General features: G+C 75.9%; 19 protein-coding genes. 18 read left to right on the top strand and 1 reads right to left on the bottom strand.

Annotated elements, in window-relative coordinates; genetic code table 11:
* The first annotated feature begins 10 nt into the window (after positions 1-10).
* Positions 11-1,246, top strand: coding sequence for an MFS transporter (locus CLV92_RS09540; RefSeq protein ID WP_425433570.1), 1,236 nt, complete (start codon positions 11-13; stop codon positions 1,244-1,246).
* A gap of 81 nt (positions 1,247-1,327) precedes the next feature.
* Here CLV92_RS09540 and CLV92_RS09535 read toward each other — a convergent pair whose 3' ends face one another.
* Positions 1,328-1,720, bottom strand: a complete 393-nt coding sequence (locus tag CLV92_RS09535; protein WP_245886651.1) for a DUF1844 domain-containing protein — start codon at positions 1,718-1,720, stop codon at positions 1,328-1,330.
* A gap of 262 nt (positions 1,721-1,982) precedes the next feature.
* Here CLV92_RS09535 and infC point away from each other — a divergent pair, with 262 nt between their 5' ends.
* From infC to tyrS, 17 genes are all read left to right on the top strand, one after another.
* The gene (infC, locus tag CLV92_RS09530; RefSeq protein ID WP_342762325.1) at positions 1,983-2,699 is read left to right on the top strand and encodes a translation initiation factor IF-3; all 717 of its coding nucleotides are present in this window, start codon (positions 1,983-1,985) and stop codon (positions 2,697-2,699) included.
* A 94-nt stretch (positions 2,700-2,793) separates the two neighbouring features.
* Positions 2,794-2,988: a 50S ribosomal protein L35 gene (gene rpmI, locus CLV92_RS09525; protein ID WP_104432597.1), complete on the top strand. Its 195-nt coding sequence runs from the start codon at positions 2,794-2,796 to the stop codon at positions 2,986-2,988.
* A 68-nt stretch (positions 2,989-3,056) separates the two neighbouring features.
* The gene (gene rplT / locus CLV92_RS09520) at positions 3,057-3,443 is read left to right on the top strand and encodes a 50S ribosomal protein L20 (RefSeq protein ID WP_104432596.1); all 387 of its coding nucleotides are present in this window, start codon (positions 3,057-3,059) and stop codon (positions 3,441-3,443) included.
* Positions 3,444-3,529: 86 nt separating this feature from the next.
* Positions 3,530-4,393, top strand: a complete 864-nt coding sequence (locus CLV92_RS21940; protein WP_104432787.1) for a TrmH family RNA methyltransferase — start codon at positions 3,530-3,532, stop codon at positions 4,391-4,393.
* Positions 4,394-4,418: 25 nt separating this feature from the next.
* Positions 4,419-5,570 carry a sensor histidine kinase gene (locus CLV92_RS09510; RefSeq protein ID WP_104432788.1) on the top strand — a complete coding sequence of 384 codons (1,152 nt, stop codon included), beginning with the start codon at positions 4,419-4,421 and terminating at the stop codon, positions 5,568-5,570.
* Positions 5,571-5,703: 133 nt separating this feature from the next.
* Positions 5,704-6,792 carry a phenylalanine--tRNA ligase subunit alpha gene (gene pheS, locus CLV92_RS09505; protein WP_104432595.1) on the top strand — a complete coding sequence of 363 codons (1,089 nt, stop codon included), beginning with the start codon at positions 5,704-5,706 and terminating at the stop codon, positions 6,790-6,792.
* Positions 6,792-9,350: a phenylalanine--tRNA ligase subunit beta gene (gene pheT, locus CLV92_RS09500; RefSeq protein WP_104432594.1), complete on the top strand. Its 2,559-nt coding sequence runs from the start codon at positions 6,792-6,794 to the stop codon at positions 9,348-9,350. Before pheS ends, pheT begins: the two co-directional genes overlap by 1 nt.
* Positions 9,343-10,188 (top strand): SDR family oxidoreductase, encoded by an 846-nt coding sequence (locus CLV92_RS09495; protein WP_104432593.1) that lies wholly within the window; start codon positions 9,343-9,345, stop codon positions 10,186-10,188. Before pheT ends, CLV92_RS09495 begins: the two co-directional genes overlap by 8 nt.
* Before the next feature lie 54 nt (positions 10,189-10,242).
* Positions 10,243-11,307 carry an N-acetyl-gamma-glutamyl-phosphate reductase gene (argC, locus tag CLV92_RS09490; protein ID WP_104432592.1) on the top strand — a complete coding sequence of 355 codons (1,065 nt, stop codon included), beginning with the start codon at positions 10,243-10,245 and terminating at the stop codon, positions 11,305-11,307.
* Positions 11,304-12,455, top strand: coding sequence for a bifunctional glutamate N-acetyltransferase/amino-acid acetyltransferase ArgJ (argJ, locus tag CLV92_RS09485; protein WP_104432591.1), 1,152 nt, complete (start codon positions 11,304-11,306; stop codon positions 12,453-12,455). The genes argC and argJ overlap by 4 nt, the downstream gene beginning before the upstream one ends.
* Positions 12,456-12,466: 11 nt before the next feature.
* Positions 12,467-13,387, top strand: a complete 921-nt coding sequence (gene argB / locus CLV92_RS09480; protein ID WP_245886645.1) for an acetylglutamate kinase — start codon at positions 12,467-12,469, stop codon at positions 13,385-13,387.
* A gap of 74 nt (positions 13,388-13,461) precedes the next feature.
* Positions 13,462-14,724 (top strand): acetylornithine transaminase, encoded by a 1,263-nt coding sequence (locus CLV92_RS09475; RefSeq protein WP_425433569.1) that lies wholly within the window; start codon positions 13,462-13,464, stop codon positions 14,722-14,724.
* Positions 14,721-15,650: an ornithine carbamoyltransferase gene (argF, locus tag CLV92_RS09470; RefSeq protein ID WP_104432589.1), complete on the top strand. Its 930-nt coding sequence runs from the start codon at positions 14,721-14,723 to the stop codon at positions 15,648-15,650. The genes CLV92_RS09475 and argF overlap by 4 nt, the downstream gene beginning before the upstream one ends.
* Entirely contained in the window at positions 15,647-16,243 is a 597-nt protein-coding gene (locus CLV92_RS09465; protein WP_104432785.1) for an arginine repressor, read from the top strand. Before argF ends, CLV92_RS09465 begins: the two co-directional genes overlap by 4 nt.
* A 150-nt stretch (positions 16,244-16,393) precedes the next feature.
* Positions 16,394-17,854: an argininosuccinate lyase gene (gene argH, locus CLV92_RS09460; protein WP_245886642.1), complete on the top strand. Its 1,461-nt coding sequence runs from the start codon at positions 16,394-16,396 to the stop codon at positions 17,852-17,854.
* Positions 17,839-18,495: a DNA-3-methyladenine glycosylase gene (locus CLV92_RS09455; protein WP_245886640.1), complete on the top strand. Its 657-nt coding sequence runs from the start codon at positions 17,839-17,841 to the stop codon at positions 18,493-18,495. Before argH ends, CLV92_RS09455 begins: the two co-directional genes overlap by 16 nt.
* A 73-nt stretch (positions 18,496-18,568) precedes the next feature.
* On the top strand, positions 18,569-19,831 hold the full coding sequence (tyrS, locus tag CLV92_RS09450) for a tyrosine--tRNA ligase (RefSeq protein ID WP_104432587.1): 1,263 nt from the start codon (positions 18,569-18,571) through the stop codon (positions 19,829-19,831).
* The last annotated feature ends 382 nt before the right edge of the window (positions 19,832-20,213 follow it).

Genomic DNA, 20,213 nt, shown 5'->3' with positions numbered 1-20,213 from the left:
CGCCGGTGTCGTGACTCCCTACCGGGCGGTGCTGTCCCTGCCCGGCGTGGCCGCGCTGGAGGCGGTGGCGGTCCTGGCGCGCATGCCGCAGCTGGCGCTCGGCATCGTCCTCGTCCTGCACGTGGTGGAGACCCTCGGCCGCGGCTACGGGGAGGCGGCGCTCGTCGCGGCGGTCGCGACGGTGGGGGCCGCCGTCAGCGGGCCCTGGCGGGGCCGCGCCGTGGACCGGGTGGGGCTGCGCCGGGCCCTGGTGCCGTCGGTGCTGGCGCAGGGCGCGGTGTGGGGCGTGGCGCCGTGGCTGGACTACCCGATGCTCCTGGTGGCCGCGGCGGTGGGCGGGCTGCTGGCGCTGCCGGTGTTCCCGGTGGTGCGCCAGTCCCTGACGGTGCTCGTCCCCGCGGGGCAGCGGCGCACCGCCTTCGCGCTGGACTCCGTGGGGGTGGAGCTGTCCTTCGTCCTCGGCCCGGCGCTGGCGACGGTGCTCGTGGTGCGCGCCTCCTCCGGCGCGACGCTGCTCGCGGTGGGTGCCGCCTCGGTGCTCTCGGGGCTGCTGCTGATGGCGCTGGACCCGCCGGTGACGGCGGCCGCGGCGGCGCGGCGCCGCGGCGCCGCGGGCGGCGGGGCTGCGGGCGGCGGGGCTGGCGGGGAGGCCGTGTCGGCGGCCGCACCGGTGCCGGGGCACGAGCCGCTGCCGGGGGTCCCGCCCACGCTGGCGCTGGCGCTCGGTCTGGGCTGCGCGGCGGTCGTCTCCGTGGTGCTCGGGGCGACGGACGTGGCACTGGTGGCGGTCCTGAGGGAGCAGGGGGAGAGCGGCTGGATCGCTGCGGCGCTGGCGCTGTGGGCGGCCGGCTCGGTCGTGGGCGGCCTCGTCTACGGGGTGCTGCCGCGCGGGGCGTCGCCCGCCGTGCTGCTCGCCGGGCTGGGGCTGCTGACGGCGCCGGTGGGGCTGGCCGGCACTCCGCTGCTGCTGTGCGCAGCGCTCTTCGGGGCGGGGCTGCTGTGCGCGCCCGCGATCAGCGCCACGGTGGAGGCCGTCAGCTCCGCGGCGGCGGAGGAGCGCCGCGGTCAGCTGATGGGCTGGCACGGCAGCGCCATCACGGTCGGTACGGCGGTCGGGGCCCCCCTGGCGGGTTTCGCGATCGACGCGGCGGGCGGCTGGGCGGGCTTCGCCGCCGCCGGTGCCGTCGGCGCGCTCGCGGGGGCGGGCGGCGTCCTGCTGGCCCGCTCCCGCCGGGGCCGGGGCTGAGACCGCGGGGCCGGGCGAGCGCCCGGTCCCGCGGCCGGCGCCCGGTCCCGCGGCCGGCGCCCGGTCAGACCGTGCTGCCGGTCAGACCACGCTTCCGGTCAGCCGCTCGCCGGGGCCCTTGCCCGGCGGGTCCGGGTGCGTCGACGCCTCGCGGAAGGCCAGCTGCAGCGTCCGCAGGCCGTCGCGCAGGGCCCGGGCGTGCGTGCCGCCGACGTCGGGGGCCGCCGCGGTGACCAGCCCGGCCAGGGCGTTGATGAGGATGCGGGCCTCGGCGAGGTCCAGGTGGGCCTCGGTGTCGGCGTCCTCCGCGAGGCCGCACTTGACCGCGGCGGCGCTCATGAGGTGCACGGCGGCAGTGGTGATGATCTGCGCCGAGGGGACGTCGGCGATGTCGCGCACCGCCGTGTCGGCGGGGTCGCCCCCCTCGCCGGGGAGGTCGCCGGGGGGACCGTCGGGGAAGCTGTCGGACTGCATCCTGCTACCCTGTCAGGTGACCGACCGGCACCAGTCAGCGGCATGCGCCTCGAGCGCTGCGCGGGCGAGGCGCCGGAACGCGAAGCGGAGGCCTCCTCCCACCCGGTGACGCGCGACGTTCCCGGGTCCCGGTCCCTCCCCGCGAGGGGAGTTGGCGACGCCGTACCCGAGCGTCGCCGGATCAGGCAGGCCTCCGTGCGCGTCCGTGCACGGGGGCCTTTCCCGTGTCCGGCGGACCACGACGGCGAGTGAGGAGCAGCACATCAGCGAGCCCCGCATCAACGACCGCATCCGTGTTCCCGAGGTGCGGCTCGTGGGCCCCAACGGGGAGCAGGTCGGGATCGTGCGCGTCGAGGACGCGCTGCGGCTGGCCCAGGAGGCCGACCTCGACCTGGTCGAGGTGGCTCCCACGGCCCGCCCCCCCGTCTGCAAGCTCATGGACTTCGGCAAGTTCAAGTACGAGTCCGACATGAAGGCCCGCGAAGCCCGCAAGAACCAGGCGAACACGATCCTCAAGGAGATCCGCTTCCGCCTGAAGATCGACCCGCACGACTACGCCACGAAGAAGGGGCACGTCGAGCGGTTCCTCTCCGCGGGCGACAAGGTCAAGGTCATGATCATGTTCCGTGGTCGCGAGCAGTCGCGCCCCGAGATGGGCCAGCGCCTGCTCCAGCGCCTCGCCGAGGACGTCGCCGAGCTCGGCAGCGTCGAGAGCCTGCCCCGGCTCGACGGCCGCAACATGGTGATGGTCATCGGACCGCACAAGAAGAAGGCCGAGGCCAAGGCGGAGAACAAGCGCCGCAAGGAGGAGGAGGACGCTGCGAAGGCGTCGGTCTCCGCGCAGGACGCCGAGCCCGTCGACGCAGCGCCCGCGGACGCAGCGCCCGCGGACGCGCAGCCCGTCGAGGCCGAGCAGGCCGCGACACCCGAGGGCGGGAACGAGACGGTCCCCGCCGCCCAGGAGACCACCAGCGCCTGACCCGGTCGCCGGGAACCGCGCAGACCCACCGTCCACCGCGCTCGCGCGCGGTGGACGTTCACCTCTGCACCACCGAGAACCTCAGGAGAGCAACGTGCCCAAGATGAAGACGCACAGCGGTGCCAAGAAGCGCTTCCGCATCAGCGGTGGCGGCAAGGTGCTGCGCGAGCGCGCTGGCAAGCGGCACCTGCTCGAGCACAAGCCCTCCTCCCGCACCCGCCGTCTGAGCATGGACGCGGTGGCCTCGCCCGCGGACGCCAAGAAGATCAAGAAGATGCTCGCCCGCTGAGCTGAGCCCAGCCCCGTCCAGATCCACCGCGGCCCCCGGCCGCGCACCGACAGCAAGGAGCACTACCAGTGGCACGCGTGAAGCGGGCGGTCAACGCCCAGAAGAAGCGCCGCGTCGTCCTCGAGCAGGCCAGCGGTTACCGCGGCCAGCGCTCGCGGCTGTACCGCAAGGCGAAGGAGCAGGTCACCCACTCCCTCGTCTACGCCTACCGCGACCGCAAGGCGCGCAAGGGCGACTTCCGCCAGCTGTGGATCCAGCGGATCAACGCCGCCGCCCGCGCCGAGGGCATGACGTACAACCGCTTCATCCAGGGCCTGAAGGCCGCGGGCATCGAGGTCGACCGCCGCATGCTCGCCGACCTCGCGGTCAACGACGCGCCCGCCTTCGCCGCCCTCGTGGCCGCTGCGCGCGCCGCCCTGCCGGCGACCCCGGCCGCTGCGGAGTCCGCGGCCTGAGCACGCCCTCCGGTCCCCGCGCCCCCAGGTCACCCGCCGGTGGCCGGGGGCCGGGACCGCACACCGAGCGCCCGGACGGCGCCGTGCTGACCAACCCGCGCTCCGAGCGGGTGCGGTCGGTGCGGGCGCTGGCCGGGCGCTCCGTGCGCCAGCGCGCGGGGCGCTTCCTCGCGGAGGGCCCGCAGGCCGTGCGTGAAGCGGTCGCCGCCCAGGCGGAGGCCCACGAGGTGTCTCGCTCCGGCGCCCGCCGGGTGCACGACCTCTACGTCACCTCCGCCGCGCTGGAGAGGCACGCCGGCATCGTCGACGTCGCCCACCGCGGCGGGGTGCGCGTGCACGAGGTCAGCGACGAGGTCCTCGCGGCGATGTCCGAGACCGTGACACCGCAGGGTCTCCTCGCCGTCTGCTCGCTGGTCACCGTGCCGCTCCCGCAGGCCCTGGCCGCCGCCCCGCGCCTCGTCGCGGTGCTCAGCAGGGTCCGCGACCCCGGCAACGCCGGGACCGTCCTGCGCGCGGCCGACGCCGCCGGGGCCGGCGCGGTGGTCCTCAGCGCCGACAGCGTCGACGTCCACAACCCCAAGTGCGTCCGCTCCACCGCCGGCAGCCTCTTCCACCTCCCCGTCGTCTCGGGCGCCCCGCTGGTGGAGGTCCTGGCGGCCGTGCGCGATGCCGGGTGCACCGTGCTGGCGGCCTCCGGCGACGGGGAGCACGACCTCGACGACCTCCTCGACGCCGCGGCCGCCGGGGACGTCCCCGCTGGGGCGCCGGACCTGCGCCGGCCCACGGCGTGGCTCTTCGGCAACGAGGCGCAGGGGCTCTCCGCGGACGAGCGGGAAGCCGCCGACGCGGTCGTGCGGGTGCCCGTCCACGGGCGTGCGGAGAGCCTCAACCTGGCGACGGCGGCCACCGTCTGCCTCTACGCCAGCGCCCGGGCCCAGCGGCGGCGCTGAGCGGGCCACCGCCGCGGCGGCTAGCCTGCGGGCCGTGGCCGACCGCTCGCGGACCCCGGAGCCGGACCCTCCGGTGCCCGACCCGACCCGCCCCCCGGGAGGCGATGCCGGTCTGATCGACCCCGACGACCTGCCCGACGGCCTCGTCGTCATCGACGAGCGCGCCGTCATCACCGCCGTGAACCGCACCGCCGAGACGCTCCTGCAGCGCGAGCGCGACGCGCTGGTGGGGGTGGACGTGCGCGAGGCCCTGCCCCTGCAGGACACCTCCGGTCGCCGCTGGTGGGACGCCACGGACCCGTGGTCGGGGCTGGAGACCCGCACCGGCCACCGCGAGCGCCTGCTCCTGCTGCCCGGCGGCTCGGAACTCCTGGTCACGGCGCGCTACCTGCGCGCCGAGCGCGGTGGCAGCGTCGAGCGGGTCGTGGTGCAGCTGCGCGGCACGGAGGCCCGCCAGCGCGCGGAGTCCGACGCCGCCAGCCTCATCGCCACGGTCGCCCACGAGCTGCGCTCGCCCCTGACCTCCGTCAAGCGGTACACCTCCGCGCTGCTGCGCCGCTGGGACCGCTTCAGCGACGAGCAGAAGCGGCTGATGCTGACGACGGTGGAGGCCGACGCCGACCGCGTCACCCGCCTCATCACCGAGCTGCTGGACGTCTCCCGCGTCGACACCGGCCGGCTGCGGGTGCACCTGCAGCCGGTGGACGTCGTCGCGGCCGTCGCGAACCACGTGGAGCGGCTGGTCACGGCCGGCTACGACGACGACCGATTCGCCGTCACCGCGGCGGCGGACCTGCCCGAGGTGTGGGCCGACCCCGACCGCCTCGACCAGGTCCTCGCCAACCTCATCGAGAACGCCGTGCGCCACGGCGCGGGCTGCGTTCGCCTCGACGTGCGGCCGCAGCCGGCCGCCGCCGGGGAGGCCGGCGAGGGTTGGCTCGTGCTCACCGTCGACGACGAGGGCGAGGGCATCAGCGAGGAGAACCGCCCGTACGTCTTCTCGAAGTTCTGGCGCGGCGGTGGCCGCGGCGGCACGGGCCTCGGCCTCTACGTCGTGCGCGGCCTGGTGGAGGCGCACTCCGGGCGCGTGGAGGTCGACCGCTCACCGGCCGGCGGCGCCCGCTTCCGGGTCCTGCTGCCCGCCGGGGAGCCCCCGCAGCGCGGCTCGGCGCGCTGAGAGCGCCGCGCGGGCCCCGGCAGCGGCCTGGCGGGAGCCGGTCCGAGCCGTCTGGGAGACTCGACAGCGCCGTCCGGACCGTCGGCCGGCCCCGCCCGCAGCCCGACCAGCAGCCCGACGAGGAAGCCGCCGCATGCCTGATCCCAACTCCGAGGTGCCCCCGGAGCTGTCCGCCGAGGCCGTCGACGCCGCCGTGGCCGCAGCGCTCGCCGCGATCGGGGCCGCCGGTGACCTCGACGAGCTCAAGCGCGTGCGCCTGCAGCACACCGACGACCGCAGCCCCCTCGCCCAGGCCAACCGCGCCATCGGGACGCTGCCCGGGCCGCTGAAGGCGGAGGCCGGCAAGCGGATCGGCGCCGCCCGCGGCCGGGTCCGCGCCAAGCTGGAGGCCCGCACCGCCGAGCTGGAGGCCGAGCGCGACGCCCGCGTCCTGCAGGACGAGGCCGTCGACGTGACCCTGCCGCCGCGCCGCGTCGAACCCGGCGCGCGGCACCCGCTGTCGACGCTGCAGGAGCGCATCTGCGACGTGTTCACGGCGATGGGCTGGGAGGTCGCGGAGGGCCCCGAGGTCGAGGCGGAGTGGTTCAACTTCGACGCCCTCAACTTCGACGCAGACCACCCGGCCCGGCAGATGCAGGACACGTTCTTCGTGGCGGGCGCCGACGGCGGGGAGGACTCCGGTCTCGTCCTGCGCACCCACACCTCCCCGGTGCAGGCCCGCTCCCTGCTGGAGCGGGGCGTGCCCCTCTACGTCATCTGCCCGGGCAAGGTGTTCCGCACCGACGAGCTGGACGCCACGCACACGCCCGTCTTCCACCAGGTCGAGGGCATCGCCGTCGACGAGGGCCTGACGATGGCGCACCTGAAGGGCACGCTGGAGCACCTGGCGCGCGCGATGTTCGGCCCCGAGGCGCGCATCCGCTTCCGCCCCTCCTACTTCCCGTTCACCGAGCCGTCGGCGGAGGCGGACGTCTGGTTCCCGCAGAAGAAGGGCGGGCCCGGCTGGATCGAGTGGGGGGGCTGCGGGATGGTCAACCCCAACGTGCTGCGCGCCTGCGGCGTGGACCCGGAGCGCTACTCGGGCTTCGCGTTCGGCATGGGCATCGAGCGGACCCTGATGTTCCGCAACGACGTGACGGACATGCGCCACATGGTCGAGGGCGACGTGCGCTTCAGCCGCGCCTTCGGCGTGGAGGACCTGACCTCTGGAGGAGAGCGCTGATGCGCGTCCCGCTTCCCTGGCTGGCCGAGCACGTCGACCTCGTCGAGGGCCACGGCGCCGATGAGGTGGCCGCGGCCCTCGTGCGGGTGGGCCTGGAGGAGGAGGCCGTGCACCGCTCGGGCGTCACCGGCCCCGTCGTCGTCGGCCGCGTCCTCGACGTCACCCCCGAGCCGCAGAAGAACGGCAAGACGATCAACTGGTGCCACGTCGACGTCGGCGACGGCGACGGGTCGGGCGCTGGGGGCGGCCGCGGGATCGTCTGCGGGGCGCACAACTTCGCCGCGGGCGACTCCGTCGTGGTCGCGCTGCCGGGCGCGGTGCTGCCGGGGCCCTTCCCCATCAGCGCGCGCAAGACGTACGGCCACGTCTCCGACGGCATGATCTGCTCGGCGCGGGAGCTGGGCCTGGGTGAGGACCACGCCGGGATCATCGTGCTGGAGCGGCTGCTCGGTGGGGACGTCCCGGCTCCGGGCACCGACGCGCTGGCGCTGCTCGGCCTGGACGAGGAGACCGTCGAGGTCAACGTCACCCCCGACCGCGGCTACTGCTTCAGCATCCGGGGCGTGGCCCGGGAGTACGCGCACGCGACGGGGCGACCCGTGGCGCAGGCCCTGCGCGACCCCGCCGACGTGCGGGTGCCGGCGGCCGGGGGCGGGCAGGGCCCCGCCGTGCGGCTGGCCGACGAGGCACCCCTGCGCGGGCGCCCCGGCTGCGACCGCTTCGTCACCCGCCTCGTGACCGGTGTCGATCCCACCGCCGCGTCCCCGCAGTGGATGCAGCGGCGGCTGCGGCAGGCGGGCATGCGCCCGGTGTCGCTGCCCGTGGACGTCACCAACTACGTGATGCTCGCGACGGGCCAGCCGCTGCACGCCTACGACCGCGACGCGGTCCGCGGTGACGTCGTGGTGCGCCGTGCACGCGCGGGGGAGCGGCTCAAGACCTTGGACGGCACCGAGCGGGTGCTCTCGCCGGAGGACCTCCTCATCACCGACGAGACGCCGGACGGCAGCCGCGTGCTGGGACTGGCCGGTGTCATGGGCGGCGCGGACAGCGAGGTCGGGGAGGGCACCACGGATCTGCTCGTGGAGGCCGCCCACTTCGACCAGGTGTCGATCGCGCGCACCGCCAGGCGGCACAAGCTGTCCTCGGAGGCGGCGCGCCGGTTCGAGCGGGGCGTGGACCCGGAACTGCCCCCGGCCGCGGCGGAGCTGGCGGTGCGCCTGCTCGTGGAGCACGGCGGCGGTACGGCCGCCGGTGGCGTGGACGTCGACGAGCACGGCTGGGAGCCGGAGGTGCGGCTGCCGCTGGACCTGCCGGCCCGGCTGGTCGGCGTCGGGTACGGGGAGGCCGAGATCCGCGACGTCCTCACCGAGATCGGCTGCGAGGTCTCCGGGGCCGGGGACGGCGCGCTGGTGGTGCGGCCCCCGTCGTGGCGCCCGGACCTGCGCCAGCCGGTCGACCTGGTCGAGGAGGTCGCGCGGCTGCGCGGCTACGACGCCATCCCCTCGCTGCTGCCGCCGGCCCCGGCGGGCCGGGGCCTGACGCGGGCGCAGCGCGCGCGCCGCTCCGTGGCGCGGGCGCTCGCCGACGCCGGCGCGGTGGAGGTGCTGTCGTACCCGTTCGTCTCCTCCGCCCTGCACGACGCGATGGGCCTGCCGGCGGACGACCCGCGACGGCACGCGCTGCGGCTGGTCAACCCGCTGTCGGAGGAGCAGCCGCTGATGCGCACCAGCGTGCTCGCCTCGCTGACGGAGGTGCTTCGCCGCAACGTCAGCCGGGGCACCCGTGACGTGGCGCTGTTCGAGGTCGGGGCGGTGACGCTGCCCGAGCCGGGTCGCGGGCGGGCTCCGGTCCCCGGCGTCGACGCGCGGCCGGGCGGGGAGGAGCTGGCGGCGCTGCTCGCGGCGGTGCCCGCGCAGCCGAGCCACGTCGGGGCGCTGCTTGCCGGTGCGCGCCGCGGCCCGGGTCTGGAGGCCGGCGGCTGGCAGCGGGCCTCGGAGCCGGTGACGTGGGCCGACGCCGTGGAGCTGGCGCGCGCCGCGGCGTCGGCCGTGGGTGTGGAGCTGGTGGTGGCCGCGGCGGACGTGGCGCCGTGGCACCCGGGGCGCTGCGCCCGACTGAGCACGGCCGACGGTGTGGAGCTGGGGTTCGCGGGCGAGCTGCACCCCCGGGCGGTGGCGGCCCTGGAGCTGCCCGCCCGCACCTGCGCCCTGGAGCTCGACCTCGACGCCCTGGTCGCGGCGGCGCCGGCGGCGGTGCCCGCCCCGGCGGTGTCCTCGTTCCCGCCCGCGCTGCAGGACGTCTCGCTCGTGGTGGACGCGGCCGTGCCGGCGGCGGAGGTCGAGGCGGCGCTGCGGGCCGGTGGCGGCGAGCTGCTGGAGGACGTGCGGCTGTTCGACGTCTACACCGGCGAGCAGGTGGGGGAGGGGCGCCGCTCGCTGGCCTTCGGCCTGCGGTTCCGGGCGGAGCGGACCCTGACGGCCGAGGAGGCCAGCGCGGCGCGGGAGGCCGCGGTGGAGGAGGCGGCGCGGCGCACGGGGGCGGTGCAGCGTGCCTGAGCTCCACGAGGGGGCCGCAGGGCCGGGCGTCGTCCCGCCGGCCCGCACCGCGCTGGTCACCGGGGCGTCCGGCGGGATCGGGCGCATCCTCTCCGTCGCGCTGGCCGAGGCGGGGCTGGCCGTGGGCCTGCTCGGCCGGGACGCCGGGCGCCTGGAGGCGACGCGGGCCGCGGTCGCCGCCGCGGGTGCTCCCGTCGCGGTCGCGGTCGCGGACGTCACCGACGCCGGCCAGGTCGCGGCCGCGGTCTCGGCGGTGGAGGAGCGCATCGGCGGCGTCGACCTGCTGGTCAACAACGCCGGGGTGATCGAGCAGGAGGAGGTCCCCGTCTGGGAGGCCGACCCGGAGGAGTGGTGGCACGTGGTCTCCACGACGCTGCGCGCCTCCTTCCTGCTGGCCCGGGCGGTGGTGCCGGGGATGCTGGAGCGCGGCGGTGGCAGGGTCGTCGACCTCAGCTCCGGCGCCGGCGCCCAGGACCGGGAGATCCACACCGGCTACTGCACGGGCAAGGCGGGGTTGTTCCGGATCGCGGGTGGCATCCACCTGGCGGGCTTCGACCGGGGTCTGCGCTCGTTCGAGATGTCGCCGGGGGTGGTGCGCACCGCCATGAGCGAGGGCATGTCGCAGCACCGGGGGCGGATGGAGTGGACGCCGGGGGAGGCGGTGGCGGAGCTGCTGCTGTCCATCGCGCGCGGTGAGCTGGACGCCTTCTCGGGCGGGTTCGTGCGCGCGGGGGTGGACACCCCGCAGGCGTTGCGCGCCGCCGCCTCGGCGGGCCTGCCCGAGGGGGCGCGGCGCCTGCTGGTGCGCCCGTACGGCCCGTCGGACCCGCTGGGCTGAGCGCCGCCGCAAACCGATCCGCATACTCACCCATAGCGGTGTATGGTCATTCACATGACTGCGGACGGAACGGCACCCCTGCGCGCGGCGGTCGCCGGCGCCAGCGGCTACGCCGGCGGTGAGCTGCTGCGCCTGCTGCTGCAGCACCCCCGCTTCGAGGTGGGGGCCCTCACCGCCGGCGGCAACGCCGGCAGCGCCCTCGGCGAGCACCAGCCCCACCTGCCGGCCCTGGCCGAGCGCGTGCTCGAGGCGACGACCCCGCAGGTCCTCGCCGGTCACGACGTCGTCTTCCTCGCGCTGCCGCACGGCGCCTCCGCCGAGATCGCTGCCGCCCTGCCCGAGGACGTCCTCGTCGTCGACTGCGGCGCGGACCACCGGCTCGGCGACGCCGCCGCGTGGGAGGAGTTCTACGGCGGCGCCCATGCCGGGAGCTGGCCCTACGGCCTGCCCGAGCTGCGGCGCGCCGACGGCTCCACGCAGCGCGAGGCGCTCAAGGGCGCCCGGCGCATCGCGGTGCCCGGCTGCTACCCGACGGCCGTCAGCCTCGCCCTGGCGCCGGGGTTCACCGCCGGGCTGCTCCAGGGCGACGACGTCGTCGTGGTCGCCGCCTCCGGGACCTCCGGCGCGGGCAAGGGCCTCAAGCCGCACCTGCTCGGGGCCGAGGTCATGGGGTCCATGACCCCCTACGGCGTCGGCGGGATGCACCGGCACACCCCCGAGATCGAGCAGAACCTCTCCGCCGCCGCCGGTGCGCCCGTGCGCATCTCCTTCACCCCCACCCTGGCCCCGATGCCCCGCGGCATCCTCGCCACCTGCACGGCGAAGCTCGCCCCCGGCGCCGACCCCGACTCGGTCCGCGCGGCGTGGGTCGACGCCTGCGCCGGCGAGCCGTTCCTGCACCTGCTGCCCGAGGGGCGCTGGCCCTCCACCGGGGCGATCCTCGGCAGCAACGCCGTGCAGCTGCAGGTGGCCGTCGACACCCGCGCCGGGCGCGTCGTGGTCGTCGCCGCCGTGGACAACCTCACCAAGGGCACCGCCGGTGGCGCCGTGCAGAGCGTCAACATCGCCCTCGGCCTCGACGAGGGGCTCGGCCTGAGCGCGGCGGGGGTGGCCCCGTGAGCGTCACCGCACCCGCCGGTTTCCGGGCGGCCGGCGTGACCGCCGGGCTGAAGGCGAGCGGGCGGCCCGACGTCGCGCTCGTCGTCAACGACGGCCCCCTCGACGCGGCGGCCGCCGTCTACACCTCCAACCGCTGCAAGGCGCACCCCGTGCTGTGGAGCGAGCGGGCCAGCGCAGACGGGCACGTCCGCGCCGTCGTCCTGAACTCCGGCGGCGCGAACTGCTTCACCGGCCCGGCAGGTTTCCAGCTCACCCACGCCACCGCCGAACTCGTCGGGGAGCTGACCGGGTGCGGGGCGGCCGACGTCGTCGTCTGCTCCACCGGGCTGATCGGCTACTCCTTCTCCCGGGAGAAGCTGCTGGACGGCGTGCGCGCAGCGTCCGCCGCGCTCGCCGCCGACGGGGGCGACGCCGCGGCCACGGCCATCATGACCACCGACACCGTCTCCAAGCAGGCGGTCGCGGCCGGCGACGGCTTCACGGTGGGCGGCATGGCCAAGGGCGCCGGCATGCTCGCCCCCGGCCTCGCCACGATGCTCGTGGTGCTGACCACCGACGCCGTCGCAGAGCCTGCGGAGCTCGACGCCGCGCTGAGGGCCGCGACCCGCACGACGTTCGACCGCGTCGACTCCGACGGCTGCATGTCCACCAACGACACGGTGGTGCTGATGGCCAGCGGCGCCTCCGGGGTCCGACCGCGGGCCGCGGACCTGCACGCCGCCGTGCACGCCGTCTGCGCCGACCTCGCGCGCAGGCTCGTCGCCGACGCCGAGGGCGCCGACCACGACATCGCCGTGGAGGTCGTCGGCGCGGCCAGCGAGGACGACGCCGTCGAGGTCGCCCGCTCGGTGGCGCGCAACAACCTCTTCAAGGCCGCGGTGTTCGGCAAGGACCCCAACTGGGGCCGCGTGCTGGCCGCCGTCGGCACGACCCGGGCGGCGTTCGACCCGCTGGCCCTCGACGTCAGCCTCAACGGCGTGGCGGTCTGCGTGGCCGGGGCGCCCGGCGAGGACCCGGCACTGGTCGACCTGGACCCGCGCGAGGTGCGCGTCCGCATCGACCTGCACGCCGGCGGGGCCGAGGCGACGGTCTGGACCAACGACCTGACCCACGCCTACGTCCACGAGAACAGCGCGTACTCGACATGAGCGGAGCAGCGGTGAGCAGCGACACGACCCCGCCGGGCGGAGCCGCCGACGCGGGTGCGGAGGAGGCCGAGGCGAAGGCGCGCGTCCTCGTCGAGGCCCTGCCCTGGCTGCAGCGCTGGCGCGGCGCGATCGTCGTCGTGAAGTACGGCGGCAACGCGATGGTCGACGACGAGCTCAAACGCGCCTTCGCCGAGGACGTCGTGTTCCTGCGCACCGCCGGCCTGCGCCCGGTGGTCGTCCACGGCGGGGGCCCGCAGATCTCCGCCATGCTCGACCGCCTCGGCATCGAGAGCGAGTTCCGCGGCGGCCTGCGCGTGACGACGCCGGAGGCCATGGAGGTCGTCCGGATGGTGCTGACCGGGCAGGTGGGCCGCGAACTGGTCGGGCTCATCAACAGCCACGGGCCGCTGGCCGTGGGGCTGTCCGGCGAGGACGCGCACCTGCTGCAGGCGGTGCGACGCCCCGCGGTCGTCGACGGGCAGCAGGTGGACGTGGGCCTCGTCGGCGACGTGGTGGAGGTCGACCCGAGCGCGGTGATGGACCTGCTCGACGCCGGGCGCATCCCCGTCATCTCCACGATCGCCCCGCAGGTCGACGGCGACGGGCAGGTGCTCAACGTCAACGCCGACACCGCCGCCTCGGCCATCGCGGTGGCCCTGGGGGCGCAGAAGTTCGTCGTCATGACCGACGTCGCGGGTCTCTACTCCGACTGGCCGGACCGCTCCTCGCTCGTGCGGGAGATCAGCGCCGACGCCCTGGCGGAACTGCTGCCGTCGCTGCAGTCGGGGATGGTGCCGAAGATGGAGGCCTGCCTGCGCGCCGTGCGCGGCGGGGTTCCCCGCGCGACCGTCATCGACGGCCGCCTGCCGCACGCCGTGCTGCTGGAGGTCTTCACGACCACCGGGGTCGGCACGATGGTGGTGCCGTCGTGAGCGCGGCCCGGGGCACCGGCGGGGACACCGGCGAGGGCACCGGCGAGACCACCGTGGCGCTGCCCGGCGGGGAGGTGCGGGTGCAGGCCTCCGACGCCCTGCCCGTGACGGAGGGGACCGGCGCGGCCTGGCTGGACCGCCACGGCGCAGCGGTCATGGGCACGTACGGCCGTCCGCTGCGGGCACTGGTGCGCGGCGAGGGCTGCTACGTGTGGGACGCCGACGGCACGCGCTACCTCGACCTGCTGGCCGGCATCGCGACCAACGCGCTCGGCCACGCGCACCCGCTGCTGGTCTCGGCGGTGACGGCGCAGCTGGCGACCCTCGGGCACGTCTCGAACTTCTTCGCGACCGCGCCGCAGGTGGCGCTGGCCGAGCGGCTGCTGGAGCTGGCGCGGGCCCCGCAGGGCTCCCGGGTCTTCTTCTGCAACTCCGGGACGGAGGCGAACGAGGCGGCGTTCAAGATGGCCCGGCGCACCGGCCGCACGAAGGTCGTCGCCGCGGTCGACGGGTTCCACGGCCGCACCATGGGTGCGCTCGCACTGACCCACAAGCCGGACTACCGGGCGCCGTTCGAGCCGCTGCCCGGCGGGGTGGTGCACGTCCCGTTCGGCGACGTCGCCGCGCTGGAGGCGGCCGTGGACGGCCGGACGGCGGCGGTCTTCCTGGAGCCCGTGCAGGGCGAGGGTGGTGTGCGGCCCGCGCCGGAGGGCTACCTGGCCGCCGCCCGGGAGCTCACCTCGCGGCACGGGGCGCTGCTGGTGCTGGACGAGGTGCAGACGGGCATCGGCCGGTGCGGGGCGTGGTTCGCGCACCAGCTGCCCGAGGTGGGCGGCGGTGTCCGCCCGGACGTGGTGACCCTGGCGAAGGGCCTCGGCGGCGGCATCCCGGTCGGCGCGGTGCTCGCCCTGGGCCCGGACGCCGGTGCCCTCCTGAGCGCCGGGCAGCACGGCTCGACGTTCGGCGGGAACCCGGTGGCCTCGGCGGCGGCGCTGGCCACCCTGCACGCGATCGAGCGCGACGGCCTGCTGGGGAACGCGGCGGCCGTCGGCGCGCGGCTGCGGAGCGGCATCGCGGACCTGGGGCACTCGCTGGTGGCGGGGGTGCGAGGTCAGGGGCTGCTGCTGGCGGTCTCGCTGACGCGGCCGCTGGGCCCGCAGGTGGTCGCGGCCGCCCTGGAGGCCGGCTTCGTCGTCAACGCCGTGCGGCCGGAGGCGGTCCGCCTCGCGCCGCCCCTCATCCTCACCGCCGCGCAGGCGGACGGCTTCGTCGCCGCCCTGCCCGGCATCCTCGACGCCGCCCTCGCCGCGGCCCCACCCGACGGAGGCACCCCGTGACCCGCCACTTCCTGGCCGACGACGACCTGAGCCCCGCCGAGCAGGCGGAGGTCCTGGACCTCGCCGTCCGGCTGAAGGCCGACCGCTTCGCCGAGCGCCCCCTGGAGGGGCCCCGGACGGTGGCGGTGCTGTTCGACAAGCCCTCGACCCGCACCAGGGTCTCCTTCAGCACCGGCATCGTGGAGCTCGGCGGCTTCCCCCTCGTGCTGGAGTCCGCCGGGTCCCAGCTCGGCCGGGGTGAGACGGAGGAGGACACCGCGCGGGTCCTCGAGCGGCAGGTCGCGGCGATCGTGTGGCGCACGTTCGCGCAGTCGCGGGTGGAGCGGATGGCCGCGGTCTCGCGCGTGCCCGTCGTCAACGCCCTCACCGACGAGTTCCACCCCTGCCAGATCCTCGCGGACCTGCTCACGGTGCGGGAGCGGCGCGGGTTCCTCGCCGGCGCGACCCTGGCCTACCTCGGCGACGGCGCGAACAACATGGCGCACTCCTACGCCCTGGGCGGCGCGGTGGCCGGGCTGCACGTGCGGATCGGCACCCCCGCCTCGGCGTTCCCGGACACCGCCATCATCGAGCGGGCGCAGGCGGTGGCCGCCACGACGGGCGGTTCCGTCACGGTCACGGACGACCCCGCGGCCGCGGCCGAGGGAGCCGACGTGCTCGCGACGGACACGTGGGTGTCGATGGGCCAGGAGGACGACCCCGCCCGCATCGCCGCCTTCGCGCCCTACGCCCTCGACGAGGCCGCCCTCTCCCGCGCGGCCACCGACGCGGTCGTGCTGCACTGCCTGCCCGCCTACCGGGGCAAGGAGATCGCTGCCTCGGTCCTCGACGGGCCGCAGTCGGCGGTGTGGGACGAGGCCGAGAACCGCCTGCACGCGCAGAAGGCGCTGCTGGTGTGGCTGCTGGCGCGCAGCGCCCGGGCATGACGTCCGAGCCGGGCGCCCGCGCCACCACGCAGGGCACGACGCAGGGCACCGCGCAGGGCACCGGGGCGCCCGGGACGGGCTCGACCGGCACCAAGGCCTACCGCCACGCGCGCATCGCCGAGGCGCTGCGCCGGGAGGCGGTGCGCTCGCAGACGGAGCTCGCCGCGCACCTGGCCGCCGACGGCGTCGCCGTCACCCAGGCGACCCTCTCCCGCGACCTCGTCGAGCTCGGCGCGGTGAAGGTCCGCGACGGCGAGGGCGGGCTCGTCTACGCGCTGCCCGCGGAGGGCGGTGACCGCACCCCCCGGCACGGGCTGTCGCAGGAGTTCCTCGACGCGCGGCTGGCGCGCTGGTGCGAGGAGCTGCTGGTGACCGCGGAGGCCTCGGCGAACCTGGTGGTCCTGCGCACCCCGCCGGGGGCGGCGCAGTTCCTCGCCTCCGCCATCGACCACTCGGTGATGCCGTCGCTGCTGGGCACCATCGCCGGCGACGACACGGTGCTCGTCATCGCCAGGGACCCCGACGGCGGCCAGGAGATCGCCGACCGGTTCCTGGCCCTGGCCCGCCGCGAACCGCCGGAGGCGCAGCCGTGAGGTGCACCCCGCGGCGCTCGCGGGCGCGCCGCGGGCCGAGAATGCAGGACGTCCCCCACGAGAAGGAGCCGCACGTGAGCGAGCACGTCCTCGCCCCCGCCGACGGGCCGGGCACCCCCGGAACCCGCAGCACCGGGCCGGTGAGCGCCGTTGTCTGAGACGGGGAGCGGCGCGGGGCGGCAGGCACCGGCCGAGAAGGGCCTGTGGGGCGGGCGCTTCGCCTCGGGGCCGGCGGAGGCGATGGCGGCCCTGTCGAAGTCGACGCACTTCGACTGGCGGCTCGCGCGCCACGACCTGGCGGGGTCGCGGGCGCACGCGCGGGTGCTGCACCGCGCCGGCCTTCTCGACGACGATCTGCTGCGGCAGCTCCTGGCCGGGATCGACGCCCTCGACGCGGACGTGGCCTCCGGGGCGTTCACCGCGGCACCCGACGACGAGGACGTGCACTCGGCGCTGGAGCGCGGTCTCGTCGAGCGGCTGGGCCCCGACGTGGGCGGGCGCCTGCGCGCCGGACGCAGCCGCAACGACCAGATCGCCACGCTGCTGCGGATGTACCTGCGCGAGCACGCCCGCACGATCGCGGAGCTGGTCCTCGACGTCGTCGACGCGCTCGTGGCGCAGGCCGCGGCCCATCCGGACGCGGCGATGCCCGGGCGCACGCACCTGCAGCACGCGCAGCCCGTCCTGCTGGCCCACCACCTGCTCGCCCACGCGTGGCCGCTGCTGCGCGACGTGCAGCGGCTGCGGGACTGGGACGCACGGGCGGCCGTCTCCCCGTACGGCTCGGGCGCGCTCGCCGGTTCCTCGCTGGGCCTGGACCCGGCGGCCGTGGCGGCGGAGCTGGGCTTCGAGCGCAGCGTGGAGAACTCCATCGACGGCACCGCCTCGCGGGACGTGGCCGCGGAGTTCGCCTTCGTCGCCGCCATGATCGGTGTGGACCTCTCCCGCGTCTCGGAGGAGGTCATCGTCTGGGTCACGAAGGAGTTCTCCTTCGCCACGCTGCACGACTCCTGGTCGACGGGGTCGAGCATCATGCCGCAGAAGAAGAACCCCGACGTCGCGGAGCTGGCCAGGGGCAAGGCCGGCCGCCTCATCGGCGACCTCACGGGTCTGCTCGCCACGTTGAAGGGCCTGCCGCTGGCCTACAACCGGGACCTGCAGGAGGACAAGGAACCGGTCTTCGACGCGGTGGACACCCTCGAGGTGCTGCTGCCCGCGGTCGCCGGGATGCTCGCGACCCTGACCTTCGACACCCAGCGGATGGCAGCGCTGGCCCCGCAGGGCTTCGCCCTCGCCACGGACATCGCGGAGTGGCTGGTCCGCCGGGGGGTGCCGTTCCGCGACGCGCACGCGGTGGCGGGTGCCTGCGTGCGCCGCTGCGAGCAGCGCAGCTCCGCCGAGGGGCGCCCGGTGGAGCTGTGGGACCTGAGCGAGGAGGACCTCGTCGGCATCTCCGCGCACCTCACCCCGGAGGTCCGCTCGGTGCTGAGCGTCGAGGGCTCCCTGGCCTCGCGCGACGGCGTGGGCGGCACCGCCCCGGCCCGGGTCGCGGAGCAGTCGGCGGCCGTGCGCGAGGCCGTGGCGGAGCACCGGGCGTGGGTGCGGACCTGACCCTGGCCGGCCCGCGGGCCGGTGGGGACCTGCCGCGGGCCTTCTTCGCGCGGCCGGTCCTCACCGTCGCCCGGGAGCTCCTCGGCTGCGTCGTCCGCCACCGCGGCGACGAGGGGGAGGTGGCCGTCCGCCTGACCGAGGTGGAGGCCTACGCCGGGGAGCAGGACCCCGGCTCGCACGCCTTCCGCGGGCGCACCCCGCGCACCGAGGTGATGTTCGGCGAGGCCGGGCACGCCTACGTGTACTTCAGCTACGGCATGCACTGGTGCGCCAACCTCGTGTGCGGGCCGGCCGGCGAGGCGTCCGCGGTCCTGCTGCGCGCGGGGGAGGTGGTGGACGGCCGGGACCTCGCGCGCAGCCGCCGCGCCGCGGCCCGCACGGACGTGGACCTCGCCCGCGGCCCGGCCCGGCTCGCGCAGGCGCTCGGGCTGTCCCGCGACCAGAACGAGGCGGACGTCTGCGCCGGGGGAACGCTGCGGGTCACGGCCGGCAGCCCCGTGGCGGAGGGGGCCGTGCGGTGGGGGCCCCGCGTCGGCGTCGCGGGGGAGGGGGCCGCGACACCGTGGCGCTGCTGGGTGGACGGCGACCCGACGGTCTCGGCGTACCGTCCGGCACAACCGCGTCGCCGTCGCAGCCGCTGATCGGGCAGGCTGTCCCGCGGGCGAGGGCCGCCCCGCCGGCCGTGCCGGTGGTGACCGAAGGAGCGGACGAGCTGTGAGCGACGTCTGGGACGAACTGCAGTGGCGCGGTCTGGTGGCGCACTCCACCGACGAGGTCGCGCTGCGCGAGGCGCTCGCGAGCGGCCCGGTCACCTTCTACGTCGGCTTCGACCCCACGGCGCCCAGCCTCCACGTCGGCCACCTGGTGCAGGTCCTCACCGCCCGGCGGCTGCAGCAGGCCGGGCACCGCCCGCTGGCCCTGGTCGGCGGCGCGACCGGGCTGATCGGTGACCCTCGGCCCACCGCCGAGCGGACCATGAACGACCCGGAGACGGTGGCCGGCTGGGTCGGCCGCCTGCAGGCGCAGATCGCGCCGTTCCTCGACTTCGACGGGCCCGCCGCCGCGACGATGGTGAACAACCTGGACTGGACGCAGGGGCTCTCCGCGATCGAGTTCCTGCGTGACGTCGGCAAGCACTTCAGCGTCAACCGCATGCTGGACCGCGAGGCCGTCGCCACCCGGCTGGCCTCCACCGGCATCAGCTACACCGAGTTCAGCTACGTGCTCCTGCAGAGCAACGACTACCTCCAGCTGAGCCGCCTGCACGGCTGCGCGCTGCAGCTGGGCGGCAGCGACCAGTGGGGCAACATCACCGCCGGCTGCGAGCTGATCCGCCGGGTGGACGGGGCGCACGTGCACGCGCTGGCGACACCGCTGCTCACCAAGGCCGACGGCACGAAGTTCGGCAAGACGGAGTCGGGGGCGGTCTGGCTGGACCCGGAGCTGACCTCGCCCTACGCCTTCTTCCAGTTCTGGCTCAACGCGGAGGACGCCACCGTGGCGGGCTACCTGCGCGCCTTCAGCTTCCGCGGCCGCGAGGAGATCGAGGACCTCGCCCGCCAGGCGGCGGAGGCCCCGGCGGCGCGGGCGGCCCAGCGGGCGCTGGCCCACGACGTCACCGCGCTGGTGCACGGCGAGGACACCGCTCGTGCGGTCGAGGCGGCCTCGCAGGCCCTCTTCGGCCGCTCCGACCTCGCAGCCCTCGACGAGCGCACCCTGCGCGACTCCCTCGCGGAGCTGCCGTCCGCGCAGGCCTCGGTGGCCGACGTGGAGGTCGTCGACCTCTTCGTCGCGGCCGGGCTGGCACCGAGCCGCTCCGCGGCGCGCCGCACGATCAAGGAGGGCGGCGCCTACGTGAGCAACGTGAAGGTGGACGCCGAGGACGCCCGACTGGCCGACTTCCCGCTCCTGCACGGTCGCTACGCCGTCCTGCGCCGCGGCCGCAAGGCCCTGGCCTCGGTGCGGCTCGCTCCCTGAGGGCACCGGAGCGCGGATCCCGCTGCCCTGCAGCGGGATCCGCATCCACCGTGGGGAGGATTTGACCGTCGGGAAGCCAGCCGGTTAACGTTCTACCTGTCGCCGAGAGGGGGACGGAGCCGGCCCGGAAGGGGCGGCCGAGTCCGCCGAGGGCGGCCCGAAGACCTGCTAAGGTTGGAGGAGCCGGTCACCGGTTCGGAGGATGTGGCGCGAGTCACAACTCCAACGCCCGGAGGATCGGTTAGAGTGTGAAGGTTGCCCCTTCGTCGTCTGCCCTTGGTGGGGTGGGGGTCGGGGTGTGCGTCCGATGTTTGAGAACTCAACAGCGTGCCGAATGTCGATGCCAAATCGATTTATCCCCGTCCATCAATCGTCTGGTTGG

It is taken from the genome of Kineococcus xinjiangensis, from assembly GCF_002934625.1.
Taxonomy (GTDB): Bacteria; Actinomycetota; Actinomycetes; order Actinomycetales; family Kineococcaceae; genus Kineococcus_A; species Kineococcus_A xinjiangensis.
This window is presented reverse-complemented; position numbering and strand designations above follow the sequence as displayed.

Coding starts and splice junctions, on each gene's coding strand:
- CLV92_RS09535 (WP_245886651.1), bottom strand. CDS start 1,720: ATGCAGTCCGACAGCTTCCCCGACGGTCCCCCCGGCGACCTCCCCGGC.
- pheS (WP_104432595.1), top strand. CDS start 5,704: ATGCCTGATCCCAACTCCGAGGTGCCCCCGGAGCTGTCCGCCGAGGCC.
- pheT (WP_104432594.1), top strand. CDS start 6,792: ATGCGCGTCCCGCTTCCCTGGCTGGCCGAGCACGTCGACCTCGTCGAG.
- argC (WP_104432592.1), top strand. CDS start 10,243: ATGACTGCGGACGGAACGGCACCCCTGCGCGCGGCGGTCGCCGGCGCC.
- CLV92_RS09465 (WP_104432785.1), top strand. CDS start 15,647: ATGACGTCCGAGCCGGGCGCCCGCGCCACCACGCAGGGCACGACGCAG.